Here is a 17,939-nt window from a genome sequence, read left to right as displayed (position 1 = left end):
AAGGTCCAAGGAGGATCCAGGATCATGATGACGGGCGCCGAGGCCGCTGCGCGGATGCTGCAGACTCACGGGGTCAGGCATGTTTTCGGTCTGTGCGGCGACACCAGCCTGCCCTTCTACGACGCGCTGGCGCGCCTCGATCACGGCATCAACCACATCCTGACCCGCGACGAACGCAGCGCCGCCTACATGGCCGATGCCTATGCGCGCCTGTCGGGCCGGGTCGGCGTCTGCGAAGGCCCCAGCGGCGGCGGCGCGACCTACATCCTGCCCGGCGTCATCGAGGCCAACGAGTCCTCGATCGCCATGGTCTCGATCACTTCCGACGTGCCGGTGACCGCGCGTGGCCGCTATCCGTTGACCGAGCTGGACCAGAAGGCTCTCTTCCGGCCGCTGACCAAGTGGAATACGGTCGTCGACCACGTCGGGCAGATCCCACACGTCTTCCGCACCGCCTTCCGCGCGGCGAGCACCGGTCGCCCAGGCGCGACCCACATCGGTCTGCCCTACGATGTTCAGAAGCAGAGCTTCGACGCCGACATCTGGGCCCAGGCCGAGCACGGCCAGTTTCCCGCCTTTCGCGCCGGTCCCTCGCCGGACCTGGTGGCGGCGGCGGCGGAGGTGATCCTTGCGGCCAAGCGGCCGGTCTTCGTCTGCGGCGGCGGCGCGATCATCTCGGGCGCGACGGCCGAGCTGGCGGCGCTCGCCCAGCTGCTGGACGCCCCGATCGCCTCGACCGTCAGCGGCCACGGCGTGATCCCGGACGACCATCCGCTGGCCGTCGGCGTGGTCGGCGCCAATGGCGGCGTCGATCAGACCCGCGAGGTCGTCGCCTCGGCCGACACGGTGATCTTTGTCGGCTGCCGCGCCGGCTCGACCACCACGGAGCACGGCGAGGTTCCAGGTCGCGACGTCCCGATCGTGCATATCGACGTCGATCCGATGGTGGTCGGCGCGAACTACAAGGTTGAGGCTGGCCTGATCGGCGACGCCAAGCTCTGCCTGTCGGCCCTGCTGGCCGAAATCGCTCGTCGCCTTGAGAACATGCCCCGCTCGACCGGCGCGGCCCAACGCCTGGCCGCCGTGCGTCAGACCAAGCGCGCCGGCTTCGAAAGGCTCGCCGGTTCGACCGAACGCCCGATCCGACCCGAGCGCGTGCTGGCCGCCCTGCAGGCCGCTCTGCCAAGCGATGCGGTGATCGTCGCCGACCCCGGCACGCCCTGCCCCTATTTCTCCGGTTATTACGACTTCAACACCGCCGGTCGCCGGTTCATCACCAACCGCGCCCACGGGGCCCTGGGATTCTCCCTCCCCGCCTCGATCGGCGCCAGCTATGGCGCGCCGAACGCCAAGGTGGTGGCGGTGATGGGCGACGGCAGCTTCGGCTTCGCGGTCGGCGAGTTGGAGACCATCGTCCGCAAGCAGCTGCCGATCACGCTCGTGGTATTCTCGAATTCCTCGTATGGCTGGATCAAGGCCAGCCAGAAGAGCGGCTATGGCGAGCGTTACTTCTCGGTCGACTTCAATCGCTCCGACCATGCCCGCATCGCCGAGGCGTTCGGCCTGAAGGCCTGGACCGTCGCCGATCCGAACGACCTAGACGCGGCCGTCCGTGCGGCCGTCGCGCATGACGGTCCGACCCTGATCGACGTGATCACCCAACCACTCGAGGAGTCCGCCGTCCCGGTCAGCCGCTGGATGGGTTGAGGGATCCATCCCCCTGAGATCCCTCGGCGCACTGTCGGCCAGGGCCGCCATCAGAAGCGCCCCCTCCCTTTCAGCCAGCCGTCAACGAAGTCGAAAGTGCGCGTGACGGTGTCTCCGTACTCAGGCCGACAGGGGGTGAAGAGGTGGGTCGCGCCCTCGACCGCCGCGAAGGTCTTATCCTTCGAGCCCAGGTGGTCGAAGATGATCTCGTCCGGCACGATCAGGTAATGGCAACTCATGGTCAATACGAGAGCCGGTACGCTCACGCCCTCGGCGTTGGCGGGGGTCGAGGTCATGGCCGAGCGCCAGTCGACCCCGACGATGTCGTCGGCGGTGATCGCGTAGTCGGCGCGCGTGCGGATGGCCGAGGCGGCCAGAAAGCGCCGCACCGTGGTGTTCTGGGTCATCAGACCCAGCGAACCAAGCGCCGCTGGCGTCTGCTGGCCGCTGGGAGGGCGCACCGACGCGATAACCTGACGCTCATCCTTTCCATTGGCGCGCAACAGGACTTGGGCCGCCTTGGTATGGGCCGCGAAGGCAACGTCGGGCTGATAGAGCCTGGCGCCGGCGGCCTGCTGGCCAAGGCCGGAGATCACCAGCGGTTCGTCGTCGGTGAAGCGCCCCTCGTCCTTTGCGATCAACCGCAGGCGCGCCTGAGCCTCGCCGACGATCTGGGCGTTGCGATCGGCCTGGGCGCGATAGAACCGCTGGGCGAACGCGGCGCCATAGGTCGCGCGCTTACCGACCGGGTCGTAGCCGTTAGCCGGTGCGAACATGTCCAGTTCGCCAATACGCTGGCCGTCGCCGACCGCCGGATCGACCGCGCTCATCTGATGGAAGGCGCCGAGGGTGGGGTCCAGCAGGACCAGGCCATCGGGCTTTACCAGGTCCGAAAGCCCTTCGACCTTGCAGGGATAGATCTTCTCGGGTCCGCTACAGGCAGCAGGGCCATGCTCGGCGACGTTCTGGTAGAGCGTGACCATGTGACCGCCGCCGCTGTGACCAACAAGGATCACGCGCGCGACGCCCGGCAGCGACCGCGCGAAGGCCAAGCCGCGCGAGATCGATGGCAGATAGGCTTCCGGCGCGGTGTCGCCCCGGTGGTTGACCATCACGACGCGATATCCGCGCGCGGCCATCTCCCGCCCGATCGGCTCGTTGAAGGTGTTGGCGTTGGGATGGGCATAGACCAGCGCGATCCGGCTGTTTGGCCCCGGCCGGGTCGGCTCGTAGAGCAGGCCCTCGGTCTCCTGTGGCGCCAGGCGCAGATACTGCGTCCGATATCCCTCCCCCAGCACAGGACCCAGTTGGACTCGCGGTGACGCCGGGGTTTGCCTGGCCTGGGCCGGCAGGGCGCAAGCGCCCAGGGCCAGGGCGAGCGCAGCCGCCCCCAGAACCTTCGGCGCGCGACGTTCGGATTGCGAGTTCATGGTCGTAGCGCTCCCGCTCACCAGGCCGTCTGGGTGGCGTAGAACCGCCGCCAGAAATCGAGTTTCTCGGGGCTTCCTGCGACGGAAGTCGGGGTCCACTGGTCGCCCAGCATCATCACCTTGGGCGCGGCCGGATCGAACGGTGTCCAAGTCGGTAATCCCTCGTCGTTCGGGTCACCGGTCTTGATGATGTTGGCCCAGTAGGACGACATCCGGTCGGCGATCACACGGTCCTCGTCCGTCCACGGTCGATCTGTCGCGTAGAGGTTCCCGAAAGCGTAGTTGATCTCCGAGCCGTGATAGGCGCCGCGCAGGTCATGGCCCGGGCCAGGCGGTGCGTGGGTCCACCAGTAGGTGAAGATCGGCCGGGCCGTCCGCTTGGCGCGCTCAACCGCCCAGAGATAGGTCGAGCTGCGATTGTTGTCGTAGGCGGCCGCGTTGCTGGCCAGGGCGGCCTCGTCGTCGTTCGTCGCCGGATAGAGCTTAAGGAACTCGTCGGCTAGAGCGCCGTACTTGGTGCGAGCGGCCCGGACGTAGTCCGCTAAGGTGACGCTGACCTGGGGGGCGCCGGCGCGTGGCGGACCCGTGCGGGCACGCAGGGTCGCGAAGGCCGAAGCCGGGACGGCGCCCGTTTCGTCGCGATTGTTGCCGGTCACCACGACCACGTCGTTGAAGGCGCCCTTGGCTAGAGCGGCGTCGTAGGTCGAGGGTATCACCCAGCCGTCCAGCACTGGCCGGAACAGGGGCGGCTTGGCGGGGGTGCCGGTTTCGACCGCGGCGTCTATCGCATCGCTGCCTTCGACCAGCTTCTGCCACGGCAGGGCCCGCAGGTCTTCCGGCGTCCGAGCGCCACGGGCCTCGGCATAGGCCGCGCCCGCGCTCTCGGCGGCCGCTCGGGTCCGGTAGGATACCGACAGGAAGCGCAGGTCAGGATCGCGAGGATAGCGTGAGTGGCTCTGGGCGATCGTGCGGTGGAAGAGGCCCTTGCCCAGCGGCGACATGGCCAGGAAGCCCACCGAGCCCGCACCAGCCGACTGTCCCGCGATCGTGACGCGTGACGGATCGCCGCCGAACGCGGCGATATTGCGCTGGACCCACTTCAGCACGGCGATGTCGTCGAGCAGGCCATAGTTGCCGGAGACGCCGCTTTTGGCCTCCCTGCTGAGCCCGGGCGTGGCCAGGAAACCCAGCGCGCCTAGGCGGTAGTTGAAAGTCACCACGACCACGCCCTTGCGGGCAAGGCCCTCGCCGTCGAACTCCGGATTGGCGCCCGTGCCGTTCATAAAGCCGCCGCCGTAGATCCAGACCAGGACGGGGCGCTTCTCCTTGGCCGAGGCGGCGCCGGTCCAGATGTTCAGAGTGAGACAGTCTTCGTCCATCACCCCCGTCTGCGGCGATCCTCCGCCCTGGGGTTGCGGACACAGCGCGCCGAAGCGATCCGCCGCACGCACGCCCTTCCAGGCAGTCGGCGCGGCCGGGGGTCGAAAGCGCAAGAGCCCAACAGGCGCCGCCGCATAGGGAACGCCCTTGTAGACCATGACGGCGGGATCGCGGCCGGCGATCCCGGTCAGCAGTCCAGTCTCGATCCGGACAGGTGCGCGCCCAGCCGCTGGCGCCGATTGCGCCCATGTGCTCGCCGGGGTCAGGGCCAGAAGAGCGGCGATCGCTGCGCCGGCGCGTCGTCCAAGCATAGGTACTGTCCCAACTAGGCCGAGCCGCGCTGACGCGCGCAGGGCGGAAAATGGTTTCATTCGACGCCACAGGACGGCGTCAAAAAGGGACCGAGGCGACAAAGCGACAAGTGCGGCACATTTCGTCGCAGCATGACTTGGCCCCGCCGCATCCGAGTCATTCAAACGGCGGGTAACCACCTCGATTGTCTGTGCCTAAGCAGCGTCCTGCTCGCCGATCGATTTGCGCGACCAAAGCGACATCCGCCCCAGCACGCCGTCCTTGTCGATGAACCTGTGCTTCAGCGCCGCACCGATGTGCAGGACCAACAAGGCCGCCATGGTGAAGCCCAGCAGCCTGTGCGCATCCATGAACGGGCCGGTAAATTGCTTGCCCGACATGATCGGCAGGAAGGGCGCATGCCAGCCCAGCACGTTGATGGCATGGCGGGTCTTGGCCCCCGAGCTGACCACCCAGCCCAGCAGCGGGATCAGCACCATCAGGAAGTAGAAAGCGACGTGGACGATCTCGGCCACCGCCCGCTCCCAGGCCTTGCCCTCCCGCATCGGCGGTGGCGGCCGACAAAGACGCCAGGCAAGCCGGACCAGGCTCAGCAGCAGGACGCTGAATCCAACGGACTTGTGGAGATTGAGAACCGTCCTGTGCAGCGGTCCCTCGAAATTGGCCGAGACGATCGCCAGGACGAGGTTGCCCAGGATCAGGATCGCGATAAGCCAGTGCAGCACCACCGCGATCCTGGTGTAGCGCTCGAGCGAGACAGGTTGGGTCATGAGAGTTCTCCTGGACTAGGTCGTCGCCCGCGCGGCTTCCGCGACCTTCGGCGCCCATTTGGGCTGCAGCAGGATCCAGGTCGCCAGCGCGCCGATCAGCAGGAAGACGAAGATCACGAACATGGGCAGGTCGTAGCTGCCGCTCACTTGCAACAGCCAGCCCGAGAGGCTGGCCGCGACACCGCCGGCCAAGCTTGTGGCCACCTGCTGGACGCCGGTCACCAGGCCCACGGCAGGCGCGGGGATCAAGGTCAACCGCGAGAGGGCGAGGTTGTTGGCCGTGGCTAGGCCCAAGAACGACAGCGAGAACACATTCCAGAACAGCGCCATCTCCAGCGACGGGGCCCGCGCGCCGAGCAGGACGGTGCAGGCGCCGATGAAGCCGGCGATCACGAAGGCCTTCCGCACGAACACGGCGTCGCCGCCCCGGGCAATGATCCTGTCGGCAGCCCATCCGGCGATCAGCGCGACGATGGCGATGCCGGCGAAGCTGAAGAAGGTGTAGAGCCCCGAGCTTTTGAGGGACAGCCCACGCTCCTCGACCAGGTAGGCCGGCATCCAGGTCATGCAGTAGAACGTGAAATAGCCGTAGCAGAAGTTGACGATCATCGCGCCCCAGACCAAAGGGCTGGAGAGGATGCTGGCCAGCGAAACGGAAGAGGCCTGAGCTTTCTGCGCCACGGCCGCCTCGCCTTGGAGACGGTCGTTCTTGACCAGCAGCACCCACGGCACAAGCCAGACCAATCCGGCTACGCCGGTGACGATAAACATCATTCGCCAGTCGTAGTTGACGATTAGCCAGGCCGCGACCGGCGCGCCGATGGCCGGGCCAAACTTGTTGCCCATCGCAAAGAAACCCACGGCCGTGCCGTTCTGGCCTTCCTTGAAGTTGTTGCGGATCCAGCGATAGCTGGCCGGCATCACCACCGCCTCGGCCGCCCCAACGATGACGCGCATCATGACCAGCGCCATCAAGGTGCTCGTGAAACCCGTCAGGGCCGTCGCCAGACACCAGAGCACGAAACAGATCGTGTAGGGCGTCTTGACCCCGTAGCGATCGACCACCCAGCCCATGGCCATCTGCATCAGGCCGTAGGACCAGAAGAAGGCCGAATTGACGCCGCCGCGGTCGAGGTGGGAAAGGTCGAAGTGCTTGACAAAGGCCTTCTCGGCCATGGCCGACGAGATGCTCGTCCGGTCCACGAAGGCGATCAGGACGCCGAGCGCCAGCAGGGTCAGCACCATCCAGCGCGTAAACGTCGAAGGGGCCTCCTTCGCCGGCTCGGTCGTGACCGGCGTTTGGATCGACGCCATGATGCTTCCCCCTATTCGCCCTCGCCGAGGTCGGCGAAGGATATTGGCCAGCGCGAGCGTTCAGCCCGAGTCTGGCGGTCGTTGTCTGGATGGAGGTGATGCGATCGCCAATCGGTCAATGCGCCGACCGATGAAACCGCGCACGGCCGGCGCAAATTGAATAGCGCCCCCACACCGCGTCAATTGCCGGTTTCGCCACGGCTTTAACCGCATTTCCGACAAGGGAAGATCCGCCCAGCTGGCGCCCGTCAGCCTTCGACGCCGCCAAAACCTATCTCCGGCTCCGTGGATTGAATAGCGCGGTCGCCTACTCGGCGCCCCTAGCTTCCCCTTAATTTCTCAGCCGCAACAACGCGGCGGAAAACAGAGCGTCTAAAACGCCACAAAACCATCCAGCGGTCAGCGCCGAGTGCGCGACGATGAGGCCGCATCGGGGAGGAAAACGATGATCCGCATGAACTTAGTTCCGGCCCTGCTTAGCGGTGCCAGCCTGCTGGTGATGAGCCACGCCGCCTTCGCAGAAACCGCGCAGGCGTCCTCCGATTCACAGGTGGTCGACGTCGTGGTCGTCACGGGTTCGCGCGTCAGCAACGGCAACAACAGCCCGACGCCGGTCACCGCCGTGGCTACCGAAACCCTGACCACCCTGCGCCCGACCAGCCTGACCGAGTCCGTACAGGTCATGCCCGTCTTCTCGGGTTCGCGCAGCCAGATCAGCAACGCCTCGGCGACCGGGGGCGTGGGCGGCGGCAATGGCGTGGCGGCTCAGCTGAACCTGCGCAACATCGGGGCCACCCGCAATCTCGTGCTGATGGACGGCCGTCGCGTACCGCCGACCTCGATCAGCAACATCGTCGACGCCGACGTCATTCCCCAACTGCTGGTCCAGCGCGTGGACGTCGTCACCGGTGGCGTGTCGGCGGTCTACGGCTCGGACGCCGTCACCGGCGTGATCAATTTCATCACCGACACCAAGTTCAACGGCGTGAAGGCCTATGGCCAGGTCGGCATCTCGAAATACGACGACGGCCTGCAGAAGGCCGCCGGCGCCGCTTTCGGCAAGAGCCTGCTGAACGACCGCGGGCACTTCGAGGCCAGCTACGAGTACCGCGGCGACGAGGGCGTTTCCCGCCGATCGGACCGCGACTTCTTCTCGCGCCCGGTGGTGGTCGGCAACGGCACGACCATCCCCTACCAGCTGATCGAGAACGCGACGCTCTCGGCGCAGCCGTTCGGCGGCCGCATCACCTGCACCGGCGCCTGCGCGATCAGCGGCCAGTACTTCTCGGCCGACGGTGTGCTGAGCCCGTTCGTCAACGGCACGACCTATGCCGGGACCACCACCCAGAGCGGCGGCGCCGGCGGCTATCTCGACCATTCGCTGAAGGCGTCCCAGCGGATGCACCAAGTCTATGGCCGGTTTGACTACGACCTCTCCGCCGACACCCACTTCTTCGCCAGCGCCGGCCTGACGGCCAAGCGCAACAAGTTCTACGGCGACGATGTCAACCTCTCGAACATCACCCTGAGCAAGACGAACCCGTTCCTGTCGGCCGCCTATCAGGCGCAGATCCCGGCGGCGACCTTCACGCTCAGCAAGATCTTCAACCAGCCGGAACGGTTCGGCGCCATTCCCGAGACGCGCCAGTTCATCTTCAACACCGGCCTGGACGGCAAGCTGGGTTCCTACGCCTGGAACCTGAGCTACACGCGCGGGCAGGCCAAGCTCTCGACGACGCTGCTCAACAACGTCAACAATCAGAAGCTCTCGGCGGCGCTGGACGCCGTCCCGGGGAACAACGGCTCGCCGGTCTGCTACGCCTCGACCCAGGCGGCGACCGCGGCGGCCTACGCCAACTGCGCGCCGCTGAACCTGTTCGGCCCGACCTCCGCCAGCGCGGCGGCGATAGATTACATCCTGGACGACACGCTCTATGTCGGCCGGACCACCCAGGACGATCTGGCCGGCGACATTTCGGGCTCGCCGTTCTCGACCTGGGCCGGCCCCGTCAAGGTCGCCCTGTCGGGCGAATGGCGGCGTCAGACTTTCAAGTCAAGCAGCGCCGCGCGCCCCGACCAGTTCGCCGACTGCACCAACCTTCGCTACAACTGCGTGGCCACGGGTGCGCGGACGTTCCTTTATCGCAACACCTTCCCGGCCAGCCCGAGCGTCGAACAGACGGTGTGGGAAGTCGCCGCCGAAGCCAACGTGCCGTTGATCGTCGACAAACCCCTCATCGAGGCCTTCGAGATCAACACGGCCGCCCGCTACACCAAGTACAATACCGTCGGTAGCTATTGGACCTGGAAGCTTGGCGGGGACTGGCACGTCAACGACCAACTGCGCATCCGCGGTACACTCTCGCGCGACATTCGCGCGCCGACGCTGAACGATCTGTTCGCGCCGACCTCGGTCGTCATCGTGACCAATGCCGACCTGAAGACCGGGGCGTCCAATCCCCTGCCCTCGGTCAACCTGGCCAATCCCGACCTGACCGCCGAGATCGGCAAGACCAAGACCGTCGGCCTTGTTTACAAGCCGAGCTTCGCGCCGGGCCTCAGCCTCGCGATCGACTACTACAAGATCGAGATCACCAACGCGATCACCACGGTCCAGGGCTTCCAGCCGGCCATCCAGAACGGCTGCAACCTCACCAACGTCGCCACCTATTGCGATCTGATCGTCCGCAACGCGGCCGGCGCGGTGACCGACTGGCTGGTAAAGCCGATCAATCTCGCCGTCGTCGACTCTCACGGCGTGGACGTCGAGGCCAACTACAGCGGAACGCTGTTTGGCCGCCGCCTGACCCTGCGCGGCCTCGCGGCCTACCAGCCGCACATCCGCTACCAGCAGCCGGCCGTGCCGACGATCGACCAGGGCGGCGTCGCCTTCGGTTCGACCGGCATCACGGCCGCGCCGTCCTGGCGCCTGACCGGCATGCTCAGCTATGCCGTGACCGACGCCCTGCGGGTCGACGTGATGCAGCGCTGGCGTAACGGCTTGAAGCTCTCGGGCGATCCGACCGTGGTCTGGCTCAATGGCGCCGACAGCATCGACTCCTACGCCCAGACGTCGCTGAACATCACCTACAAGCTGCCGGGCTCGACGTTTGGATCGAGCGAGCTTTTCCTCAACGTCCAGAACCTGTTCGACGCCACGCCCCCGGCCGCCAACGCGACGGGCAGCTCGACTGCTCCAGGCGGGTTCGCTGGCTTCGCGATCACCGACGATCCGATCGGTCGCTACTTCACCTTCGGCTTCCGAATGAAGATGTGATCATGGCGGGCCTGGGAACTTCCCAGGCCCGTCCTCTCTTCGCACCGCGCCTAGACGAGTCCATTCCATGCTTACCCTCCGCCTCCTTCTCGCCAGCGGCCTGGCCGCGGCGTCCGTCCTCGCGCTCCCCGCCTCGGCGGCGCAGGCAGAGATCAAGGGTCCCGTACGGATCGAGACCGGCCTGATCGAGGGGACCCCAGCCCGCGATCCGTCAATCACGGTCTTCAAGGGTGTGCCCTACGCCGCCGCCCCTGTGGGCGATCTTCGTTGGCGACCGCCGGCCCGCCCCGTGGCCTGGAGCGGTGTACGCAAGGCCGACAAGTTCGGCGACGTCTGTCCGCAGTCGAACAATCCGGGCAACGAACCGATGTCGGAAGACTGCCTGGTCGCCAACATCTGGACTGGCGCGACCAGCGCCTCCGAACGGCGGCCCGTACTGGTCTGGGTCCACGGTGGCGGCTTCGGCGCGGAGGCTGGATCGCTGCCCAAGCTGGACGGCGAGGCCCTGGCCAAGAAGGGCGTCGTCCTCGTCACTTTCAACTACCGCCTGGGTCCGCTCGGCTTCCTGGCGACGCCGGAGTTGAGCCGCGAGTCCGGCCACGACGCTTCGGGCAACTATGGTCTTATGGACGACATCGCGCTGCTCCAATGGGTCAAGCGCAACATCGCCGCGTTTGGCGGCGATCCCGAGAAGGTCACCCTGTTTGGCCATTCGGCCGGCGGCGGTACGGTCAACTTCCTGTCGATCTCGCCGCTGGCCAAAGGGCTCTACAGCCAGGCCCTGGCCGAGAGCCAGGTGCGCTGGCCCCGAGACCTGGAGCTGCGCTATCTGTCCTCGTCCTGGCGCGAGAAGTCCAAGGCCGAAAAGGACGGGGCCGCCTATACGGCCAGGCTGGGTGCGAAATCGCTGGCCGAGCTTCGCGCCCTGCCCTGGCAAGCGCTGATCCGCGAGACGCCCAGCACCGAGGACGAGGTCTATACGGGCGGAACAGGCCGGCCGCCGTTCTTCCGCCCTGTCATCGACGGATACGTCCTGCCACGCACCTTCAGCCAGGCCTTCGCGCTGAAGGCCCAAAACCCCGTCGTCTACATCGCCGGCAATAACCGCGACGAAGGCGGCGCCGCGCCGGAAGGCGTCTGGGCTAAGCTTCGCGCGCCCGGCGCGCCGAAGCCCGAGATCACGCGCGGCTCACCCCGTCAGATCGCCACCCTCGCCGATTTCCAGGCGGCGGCACGGCGGAAGTTCGGCCCGATGGCCGACGCGTTCCTGAAGCTCTATCCGGCCACGACGGACGACGAGGCCGCCCGCCAGAACAACGAGGCGATCCACGACAACAGCCAGATCTCGACCTACCTGTGGGCGCGTCAGTGGACGCGAGACACCGGCAAGCCGGTCTTCACCTATTGGTGGGCGCACGCCACGCCTGGTCCCGACCACGATACGCGCGGCGCCTATCACGGCTCGGAGATCTTCTACGTCTTCAACAGCCTCGACAAAGTCGACCTGCCCTGGACCGACAAGGACCGGCGTATCGCCGACATGATGTCATCCTACTGGGCCAATTACGCCAAGACGGGCAACCCGAACGGCGCGGACCTGCCGGCCTGGCCGCGCTTCGATCCAGACAAGCCCGCGGTCATGGTCCTCGGCGACCAGTTCGGTCCCACGCCGATCGCCGACGGCGCCAAATACGCCTTATGGACGCGCTTCTTCGCGACGAACGACGCCTGGTGACGGCGACGCCATCGGATACGACACACTGGTTGGAAATGCGAAGAATCGGAACCAAGCATTCTTCAGCGTCCTGCTTGGCGAGTACCGCACTCTGTTCGAGCGTCGCGCGGCGCTGCAGATCATGACCCGCATGGCCAAGGCGATGGACAGTCGAGCCTACGCTCAGGTGACGTCATATCCCGAACATGGCCTGCGGAAGGGCGTGCTCCGTCGTCTGATCCAACTTCTGAAGGTGCATCGCGACCACTTCTTCGCGAACAAGGACGCTGCGCTTCCGCCGCTTTCGATTATCATCACAACACTAGCTATGCAGGTCTACGAGCACTGCGTAACTTCCTATCCCTACGATAACGAGCTCGACTTAGTGTGCGACACAATCAGGCTGATGCCGGTGTTCATCGAGCGAGCAGTTTCCCAGGGGCGCGTGATCTTCATCATCACCAACGAGACCACCACAGGTGAGAACTTCGCGGAACGCTGGAACCAAGATGCTCGGCTGGCACCGGCATTCTATGCTTGGCAAGAGCGCGCCCTCGCGGACTTCGAGGCAGTGGCGCAATCCGAAGGCCTGGACCAGCTGCAGAAATCGGTGGGCGACGCGATCGGCGAAGCGCCCGTACGTAGAGCCGCTGATGACGTGATCGACAGCTTCGCTCGTGCGCGGTCAACAGGCCTACTCGGCGTTGGCGCTGACTTCGCCCCCGCTCAACGCGGCGCATTGCTTTCCTATTGCCGATTGCAACGGCCGTCCGCGTTTATAATGCAACGGCGAAATTAGGCCCTAAGAGAAAATTTCCCTTGCTGGGCTTATACTTGTTGGCTGCAACACTCGGCGAACATGCAGTTTCGGAAGAAAGATGCGCTGCCTGTCAGGTGTCTTCTGCTGTTGTCACGGATCATATTTGATGACGCGGTTGTCCTTGATCAGGGGATCGGGGCGCCATCACTCCCCTCCCCCAAAGGCGCCGCCCCAATCGGCGTCATCATGGTCAGGTCGAACCGGCGTGGAGCGCCCTATCCACTGCCCCAGCCGCGGCTCGCGCGATAGACAGCCGTTCGAGCTGACGCGCCGCCTGCGTCGATCGCCCCGCGGCATCCTGAATGATCCGCTCGGCCTGCGCGGTGGCGTGTTGAAGGGTCTCGCGGTGAGGGCGGTTCTTGCCCGCCTCCCCCCGCCCCGCGGCGCGAGGCACTATACAGCCACAGCGTCAGGGGCGGCCCCTCGCGAAAACGGCTCAGCGGGACCGTGACATAGCCGCGCCCTCCAATACGGACATAGAGGTGGGAAGGTCGCGCGGATCGTACTTGGCCTTGATCTCGCGCGTCCCGGCGATGAATGCCTCGGCGAGCCCCACCGGGCCCGCCGAGCATCGTCCTCACTTCACGGCGATGAAGATCGGGTTGGCGTAGAACCACAGGTCCGACCAGGGATCCTCGCCCAGCGGATCGGGCTGTGGCTCGACCTCCGAACCGCTGGCGCCGCGCAGGCGAACATATGTCGAGTGGCGCACGTCCTTGAGCACATAGACCATCGACAGCACCTCGCCTTCGCGCACCCAACTGGCGGGCGTGAAGCTACGGATGACGCGGGTGGTCGGGTTGGCGTCCAGGGTGCGGTCCACCGCCGTTCCGACGATGTCGCCCTGGATCAGGTCGATCCGCGCCACCTGCGGCGATTGTCCGCCGAAATTCTTGCCGGCCGGATCACGCACGCGGATGACCACGGTGACGTCGCCGCCAGCCGGAACCTCTAGTAGTCCGCCGATTTCGGCCTTGCGCGCGCCGTCGGCGGTCATGGCGGTGACATCGACTTCCGAAACCAGGTCGCCCAGAGTCACGAACACCCGCCCGTTGCGCAGGCCGTCCAGCACGTCGTCGTAGGTCTTCGCGGCTTTGACATAGGTCTTGGAATATTCGCCAGGCCAGAAGTCGCTGCCGCCGTCGGTATAGTGGCGGTGAGAGTCCGAGGTCGAGGTGATCCACCAGCGACGTCCCTCGCCCAGCATGGCGTCCCAGAACCCGCCGACGCGCGCGGTCATCTGGTCGAAACCGCCCATTGTCGGCGCACGCGAATAGCCGCCGCGGTCGCCCTTGGGATCCAGGGTCCCGTCGCGCTTCAGGCTCGACGCCTGATGGCCGGGCGCGCCTTCCATGCCGACGGCGACGTCGGGCGCGGTGTCGTTCCAGTTCCGAAGTTCCGACGGCGAGACCAGGCCATACTTCCCCACCTCGGTCGCCGTGCGCGACGGGTGGTTGGCGATGACCACTGGCGGCCGAGGCAGCGCCTTCATGTGGCGCAGCGCCTCCAGCATGAAGACTTCTTCGTCGCGCGCGGGATCGGCCGGCCAGGGCTCGCGGCGATTATACCGGCTCTCGATGCCGAACAGCGCGTCGCGCTCGGCCGCCGAGCGCGGCAGGATCACGCTGGAATGCTCGGCCGCCGGCGTGTCCAGCTCCATGCCCCAGAACTGCAGCAAGCCGGGCGTCTGCCGCCGCGAGCGTACGAGTTCGGGATAGGCCTCGTCGCGGTTCAGCTTGGAATGATTGGGGCCGCCGTGGTCGGTGGCGACCATCCAAGCCAGACCATGCTTCGCGGCCTGCTGGGCGTTGGTGGTGATCGGGTTGCTGGCGTCCCCGGCCTTGACCAGCACCGGCGGTTGTCCGGGTTGGTCCGAGGGCTTTACCGAGACGCTGAACCAGCTGTGCACATGGTGGTCGCCCGCCAGCCAGCGCCGCTCCGACGGCTTGGCCAGACGGGCCGGGCCATGCTTGGGCGCGACCGGCTGAATGGCGTGGCCCGGATGGGCCGACGCGACGGAGGCCAGGCCGAAGGCGGCGATGAGGGCGGTGAGCGATGAGGTTCTGCGCATGGTCAAAGGCCCTAAAGGCGAATTGCGACACTTCCGTCTCGAGCCCCGCCTGGCGAGCGGTCGGATCTATCCGTGACCGGAAGAAAAAGCGACCCGCGCGACGGCGCCGCGCGGATCAGTCTAGGGAATAGAGGAAGGTTTTAGAACTTGGCGCGCAAGCCGACGCTCACGGTGCGCCCGTACTTGGTGTAGCCGCCGAACCAGCCGCCTTTGACGAACTGCCACTGGGCCGCATCGGTCAGGTTCTGGGCCTCGACCGCCGCCGTGATCTGGGGCGTGATCTTGTAGCTGACGCTGGCGTCCAGCGAGCCGAAGGCGCTGTCGTTCAGCGCCGACAGGCCCGCCCCGCCCACGTCCTGCAGCACGTCGTCGACCCAGCTGTAGCTGGCCCGGGCCGCGAAGCGATCCTTCTCGTAGAAGCCGGTGACGTTGAAGCTGTTCTTGGCGACGTTGACCATCTCGTCCTTGAGGGTCGGCGAGTAGGTCGCTTCGGTGTCGGTGTAAGTATAGTTGGCCAGGAAGCCCAGACCGTCGAACGGCGCGGGCAAGCCCTTGAACAGGTGCTGATAGGCCAGCTCCACGCCCTTGATCGTCGCCTTGCCGCCATTGGTCGGCGAGGTCAGTTGATAGGTCTGGCCGTCGACCACGATGTTGGTCTTCTGGCTGTAAACGAAGGTTGTGATGTCCTTGTAGAACGCGCCCGCGATCAGGGCGCTGCCCGGGGCGAAGTACCACTCCACGGTGGCGTCGTACTGCCAGGCCTCGAACGGCTGGAGCTCGGGATTGCCGCCGACCGCGGTCAGAACCGTGCCTGACGAGTTCAAGGTCAGGCGCGGCGCCAGGTCGGCTAAGGATGGCCGGGTGATGACCTTGGCCGCCGCGACGTGGGCCTGCAGGGTGTCCGACATCTCCAGCACGAAGTTGGCCGTCGGCAGGACGTCGCTATAGGTCTTCTCGTAACGCACCGGGATCGCCGCCGTGCCGTTGTCGGCATGGCCGGCCGAGACCTGCCTGGTCTGCGCCAGACGCATGCCGACCTGGCCCCGCAACCCCGCGCCGAACAGGTGGGACTCGATGTCGGTCAGGGCGTAGGCCGCGCCGATGTCCTCCGACACATGGTAGGAATTGCGCTGGTCGGCGCGCGCCGTGCCCTTCTGGGTCTTGTCGGCCAAGGCCCAGAACGCGGCCGGATCGGGCATGGCCCAGGTCGTCGGCAGGGTCCCGTCGACATCGCCCAGGAAGTCGCTGACCGGGAAGGCGTCGAAATACTCGGCGCCGAAGGTCTTGTTGGCGAGGTTCGTGGTGAAGTTGATGTCGGCGCGATTGTAGTCGCGCGAGCGCTCGCGGTACTTCACGCCGAACCGCAAGCGGGTCAGCGGCCCCCACGACACCGGGCGCTCGGCGTCGAACTGGATGGCGGTTTCATCATCGGTGGAGTCGTTGACGCGCCATTCGATGCGGCGGAACGGCAGCAGCGACGGATTGTTGAGATCGGTGGTCAGCAGCTTGACGCTGGGCGCGGCGTCGTCGTCGGCCTTGGTCATCGCGAAGGTCGTCTGGCCGATCGGCCCCAGCAGGCGGGTGCGGGTGATCGGGTTGGACGTCTCCGAATAGGCCCGGGCATAGGCGACGTCGGCGGTCAGGGTCCAGTCATCCAGCTTCTGGCGGATCTTGCCGGCGACCATCAGGTTGTCGTGCGCCAGATCGCTGACCTCGCGGCCGATCTGGCTGGTCGAGGTCACCGTGCCGCCGACCAGCGTGCCGTCCTTGATCACCGCCGAGCCGGGAACCAGCGTGCTGACGGTCTGATCGACCGAATAGGTCAGCTCGTCATAGTGGTCGTCCAGCTTGGTGTAGATGGCGTCGAAGGTCACTTCGGTCTCTTCGGTCGGACGATACTGGGCCGACAGGACCACGCCCCTGCGCTCGCGGTCCTCGCGCTCGAGGGTCGGGCGGATGGCGGTGGGATAGAGGTTGATCCCCTGGGCGATCAGGCTCTTGCCCAAGGCCGTGGCCGGGTCCGAATAGCTCCAGCCCACCCCGGTGATACGGTCCTGGCGCAGGGTGCGCTGGTCGTAGACCGCCGCGGCCAGCACGCCGAACGTTTCGGCCTGGTTGGTCCAGCTGATCAGGCCCGAAACACGCGGATCGGTCTTGTCGGCCAGTTGCGGCATGCTGGCCGTGGCCGACAGGGCCACGGTGCTGCGGCCCAGCTCCAGCGGGCGGAAGGTCTTGATATCGACCACGCCGCCGATCGCGCCTTCGTCCAACGAGGCCAGCGGCGTCTTGCCCACCGTGACGCCGGCGACCAGTTCGGACGGCAGGGTGTCGAAGCGGAACTGGCGGCCGCTCTGGCCGCTGTCGCGCATGTTCTCGTTCACCGCCGCGCTGCGCCCGTTCAGGGTGACGATCTGGAAGTTGGGACCCAGGCCCCGGACGCGCACGAACAACCCCTCGCCCCGGTCGCGGGTGATGGCCACGCCCGGCACGCGCTGCAGGGCCTCGGCGATGTTGTTGGACGGGAACTTGCCGATGTCCTCGGCCGAAATGCCATCGACCACATTGGTGGCCTTGCGCTTGTCCGATAGCGCCCGGGCCAGCGAGTTGGCGAAGCCGCCGGTGACCACGATCTCCTCGACGGTGCTGGCCGCCTCCCGCGGCGCGTCGGCGACCAGCGCGGCCAATTCGGCGCGGGGCGAGGGCGCGGTCGAGATCTTCTGGGCGGCCGGGCGCAGGATGGCCGCGCCGCCGCTGCGCACATAGGTCAGGCCCGTGCCGCGCAGCAGCTGGGTCAGTCCGGTATCGACGTTCAGCTCGCCGGTGACGCCGCCGGCGCGCTTGCCCGCCAGCAGGGCCGGATCGGCCAGAACCTGCATGCCGGTGGCGCGCGAGAACGCCGGCAGGGCCGAGGCTAGGTCACCCGCCGGAATGGCCAGGACAGGCTTGGGGGGCGGAGCCGCCAGTGCGGGCGCGGCGGTCAGCAGGGCGACGGCGGACGCCGCGCCAAGCCAGGCAAAGGTTTTGGAGGTCATCGTCATCCCCGAATTCGCGCGGCGCGTTCGCCGGCTTCGGCGGGGAAGACGTCGGTCAACGCCTTTCCAGGACAGAGAATTTTGTGAAGTTTCCGCGACGTCCCAATCCTCG

At 66.5% G+C, this 17,939-nt stretch carries 10 protein-coding genes; 4 read left to right on the top strand and 6 right to left on the bottom strand.

Features of this window, described 5'->3' with window-relative positions; translation table 11 throughout:
* Positions 1-24 precede the first annotated feature (24 nt).
* On the top strand, positions 25-1,707 hold the full coding sequence (locus ACW173_RS18615) for a thiamine pyrophosphate-binding protein (RefSeq protein WP_492081578.1): 1,683 nt from the start codon (positions 25-27) through the stop codon (positions 1,705-1,707).
* Positions 1,708-1,757: 50 nt separating this feature from the next.
* On the opposite strand, the gene ACW173_RS18610 is transcribed toward ACW173_RS18615, so the two are convergent.
* From ACW173_RS18610 to ACW173_RS18595, 4 genes are all read right to left on the bottom strand, one after another.
* Complete coding sequence (locus ACW173_RS18610; protein ID WP_492081577.1) at positions 1,758-3,137, bottom strand: alpha/beta hydrolase; 1,380 nt, start codon at positions 3,135-3,137, stop codon at positions 1,758-1,760.
* 17 nt (positions 3,138-3,154) lie between these two features.
* A complete protein-coding gene (locus ACW173_RS18605; protein WP_492081576.1) occupies positions 3,155-4,828 on the bottom strand; it encodes a carboxylesterase/lipase family protein in 1,674 nt (557 codons plus the stop codon).
* A 195-nt stretch (positions 4,829-5,023) separates the two neighbouring features.
* Positions 5,024-5,599, bottom strand: coding sequence for a cytochrome b (locus tag ACW173_RS18600; protein WP_492081575.1), 576 nt, complete (start codon positions 5,597-5,599; stop codon positions 5,024-5,026).
* A gap of 15 nt (positions 5,600-5,614) precedes the next feature.
* On the bottom strand, positions 5,615-6,913 hold the full coding sequence (locus ACW173_RS18595; RefSeq protein WP_492081574.1) for an MFS transporter: 1,299 nt from the start codon (positions 6,911-6,913) through the stop codon (positions 5,615-5,617).
* A 445-nt stretch (positions 6,914-7,358) separates the two neighbouring features.
* On the opposite strand from ACW173_RS18595, the gene ACW173_RS18590 reads away from it, so the two are divergent.
* The 3 genes from ACW173_RS18590 (at position 7,359) to ACW173_RS18580 (ending at position 12,703) form a co-directional block, all read left to right on the top strand.
* On the top strand, positions 7,359-10,190 hold the full coding sequence (locus ACW173_RS18590) for a TonB-dependent receptor domain-containing protein (RefSeq protein ID WP_492081573.1): 2,832 nt from the start codon (positions 7,359-7,361) through the stop codon (positions 10,188-10,190).
* Positions 10,191-10,257: 67 nt separating this feature from the next.
* Positions 10,258-11,925, top strand: coding sequence for a carboxylesterase/lipase family protein (locus tag ACW173_RS18585; RefSeq protein WP_492081572.1), 1,668 nt, complete (start codon positions 10,258-10,260; stop codon positions 11,923-11,925).
* Between the two features lie 121 nt (positions 11,926-12,046).
* A complete protein-coding gene (locus tag ACW173_RS18580) occupies positions 12,047-12,703 on the top strand; it encodes a hypothetical protein (protein WP_492081571.1) in 657 nt (218 codons plus the stop codon).
* Between the two features lie 598 nt (positions 12,704-13,301).
* Here ACW173_RS18580 and ACW173_RS18575 read toward each other — a convergent pair.
* Positions 13,302-14,795, bottom strand: coding sequence for a CehA/McbA family metallohydrolase domain-containing protein (locus ACW173_RS18575; RefSeq protein WP_492081570.1), 1,494 nt, complete (start codon positions 14,793-14,795; stop codon positions 13,302-13,304).
* A 140-nt stretch (positions 14,796-14,935) separates the two neighbouring features.
* A complete protein-coding gene (locus tag ACW173_RS18570; RefSeq protein WP_492081569.1) occupies positions 14,936-17,827 on the bottom strand; it encodes a TonB-dependent receptor in 2,892 nt (963 codons plus the stop codon).
* Positions 17,828-17,939: the final 112 nt, after the last annotated feature.

This window comes from Caulobacter sp. ALps2 (assembly GCF_058681635.1).
This window is presented reverse-complemented; position numbering and strand designations above follow the sequence as displayed.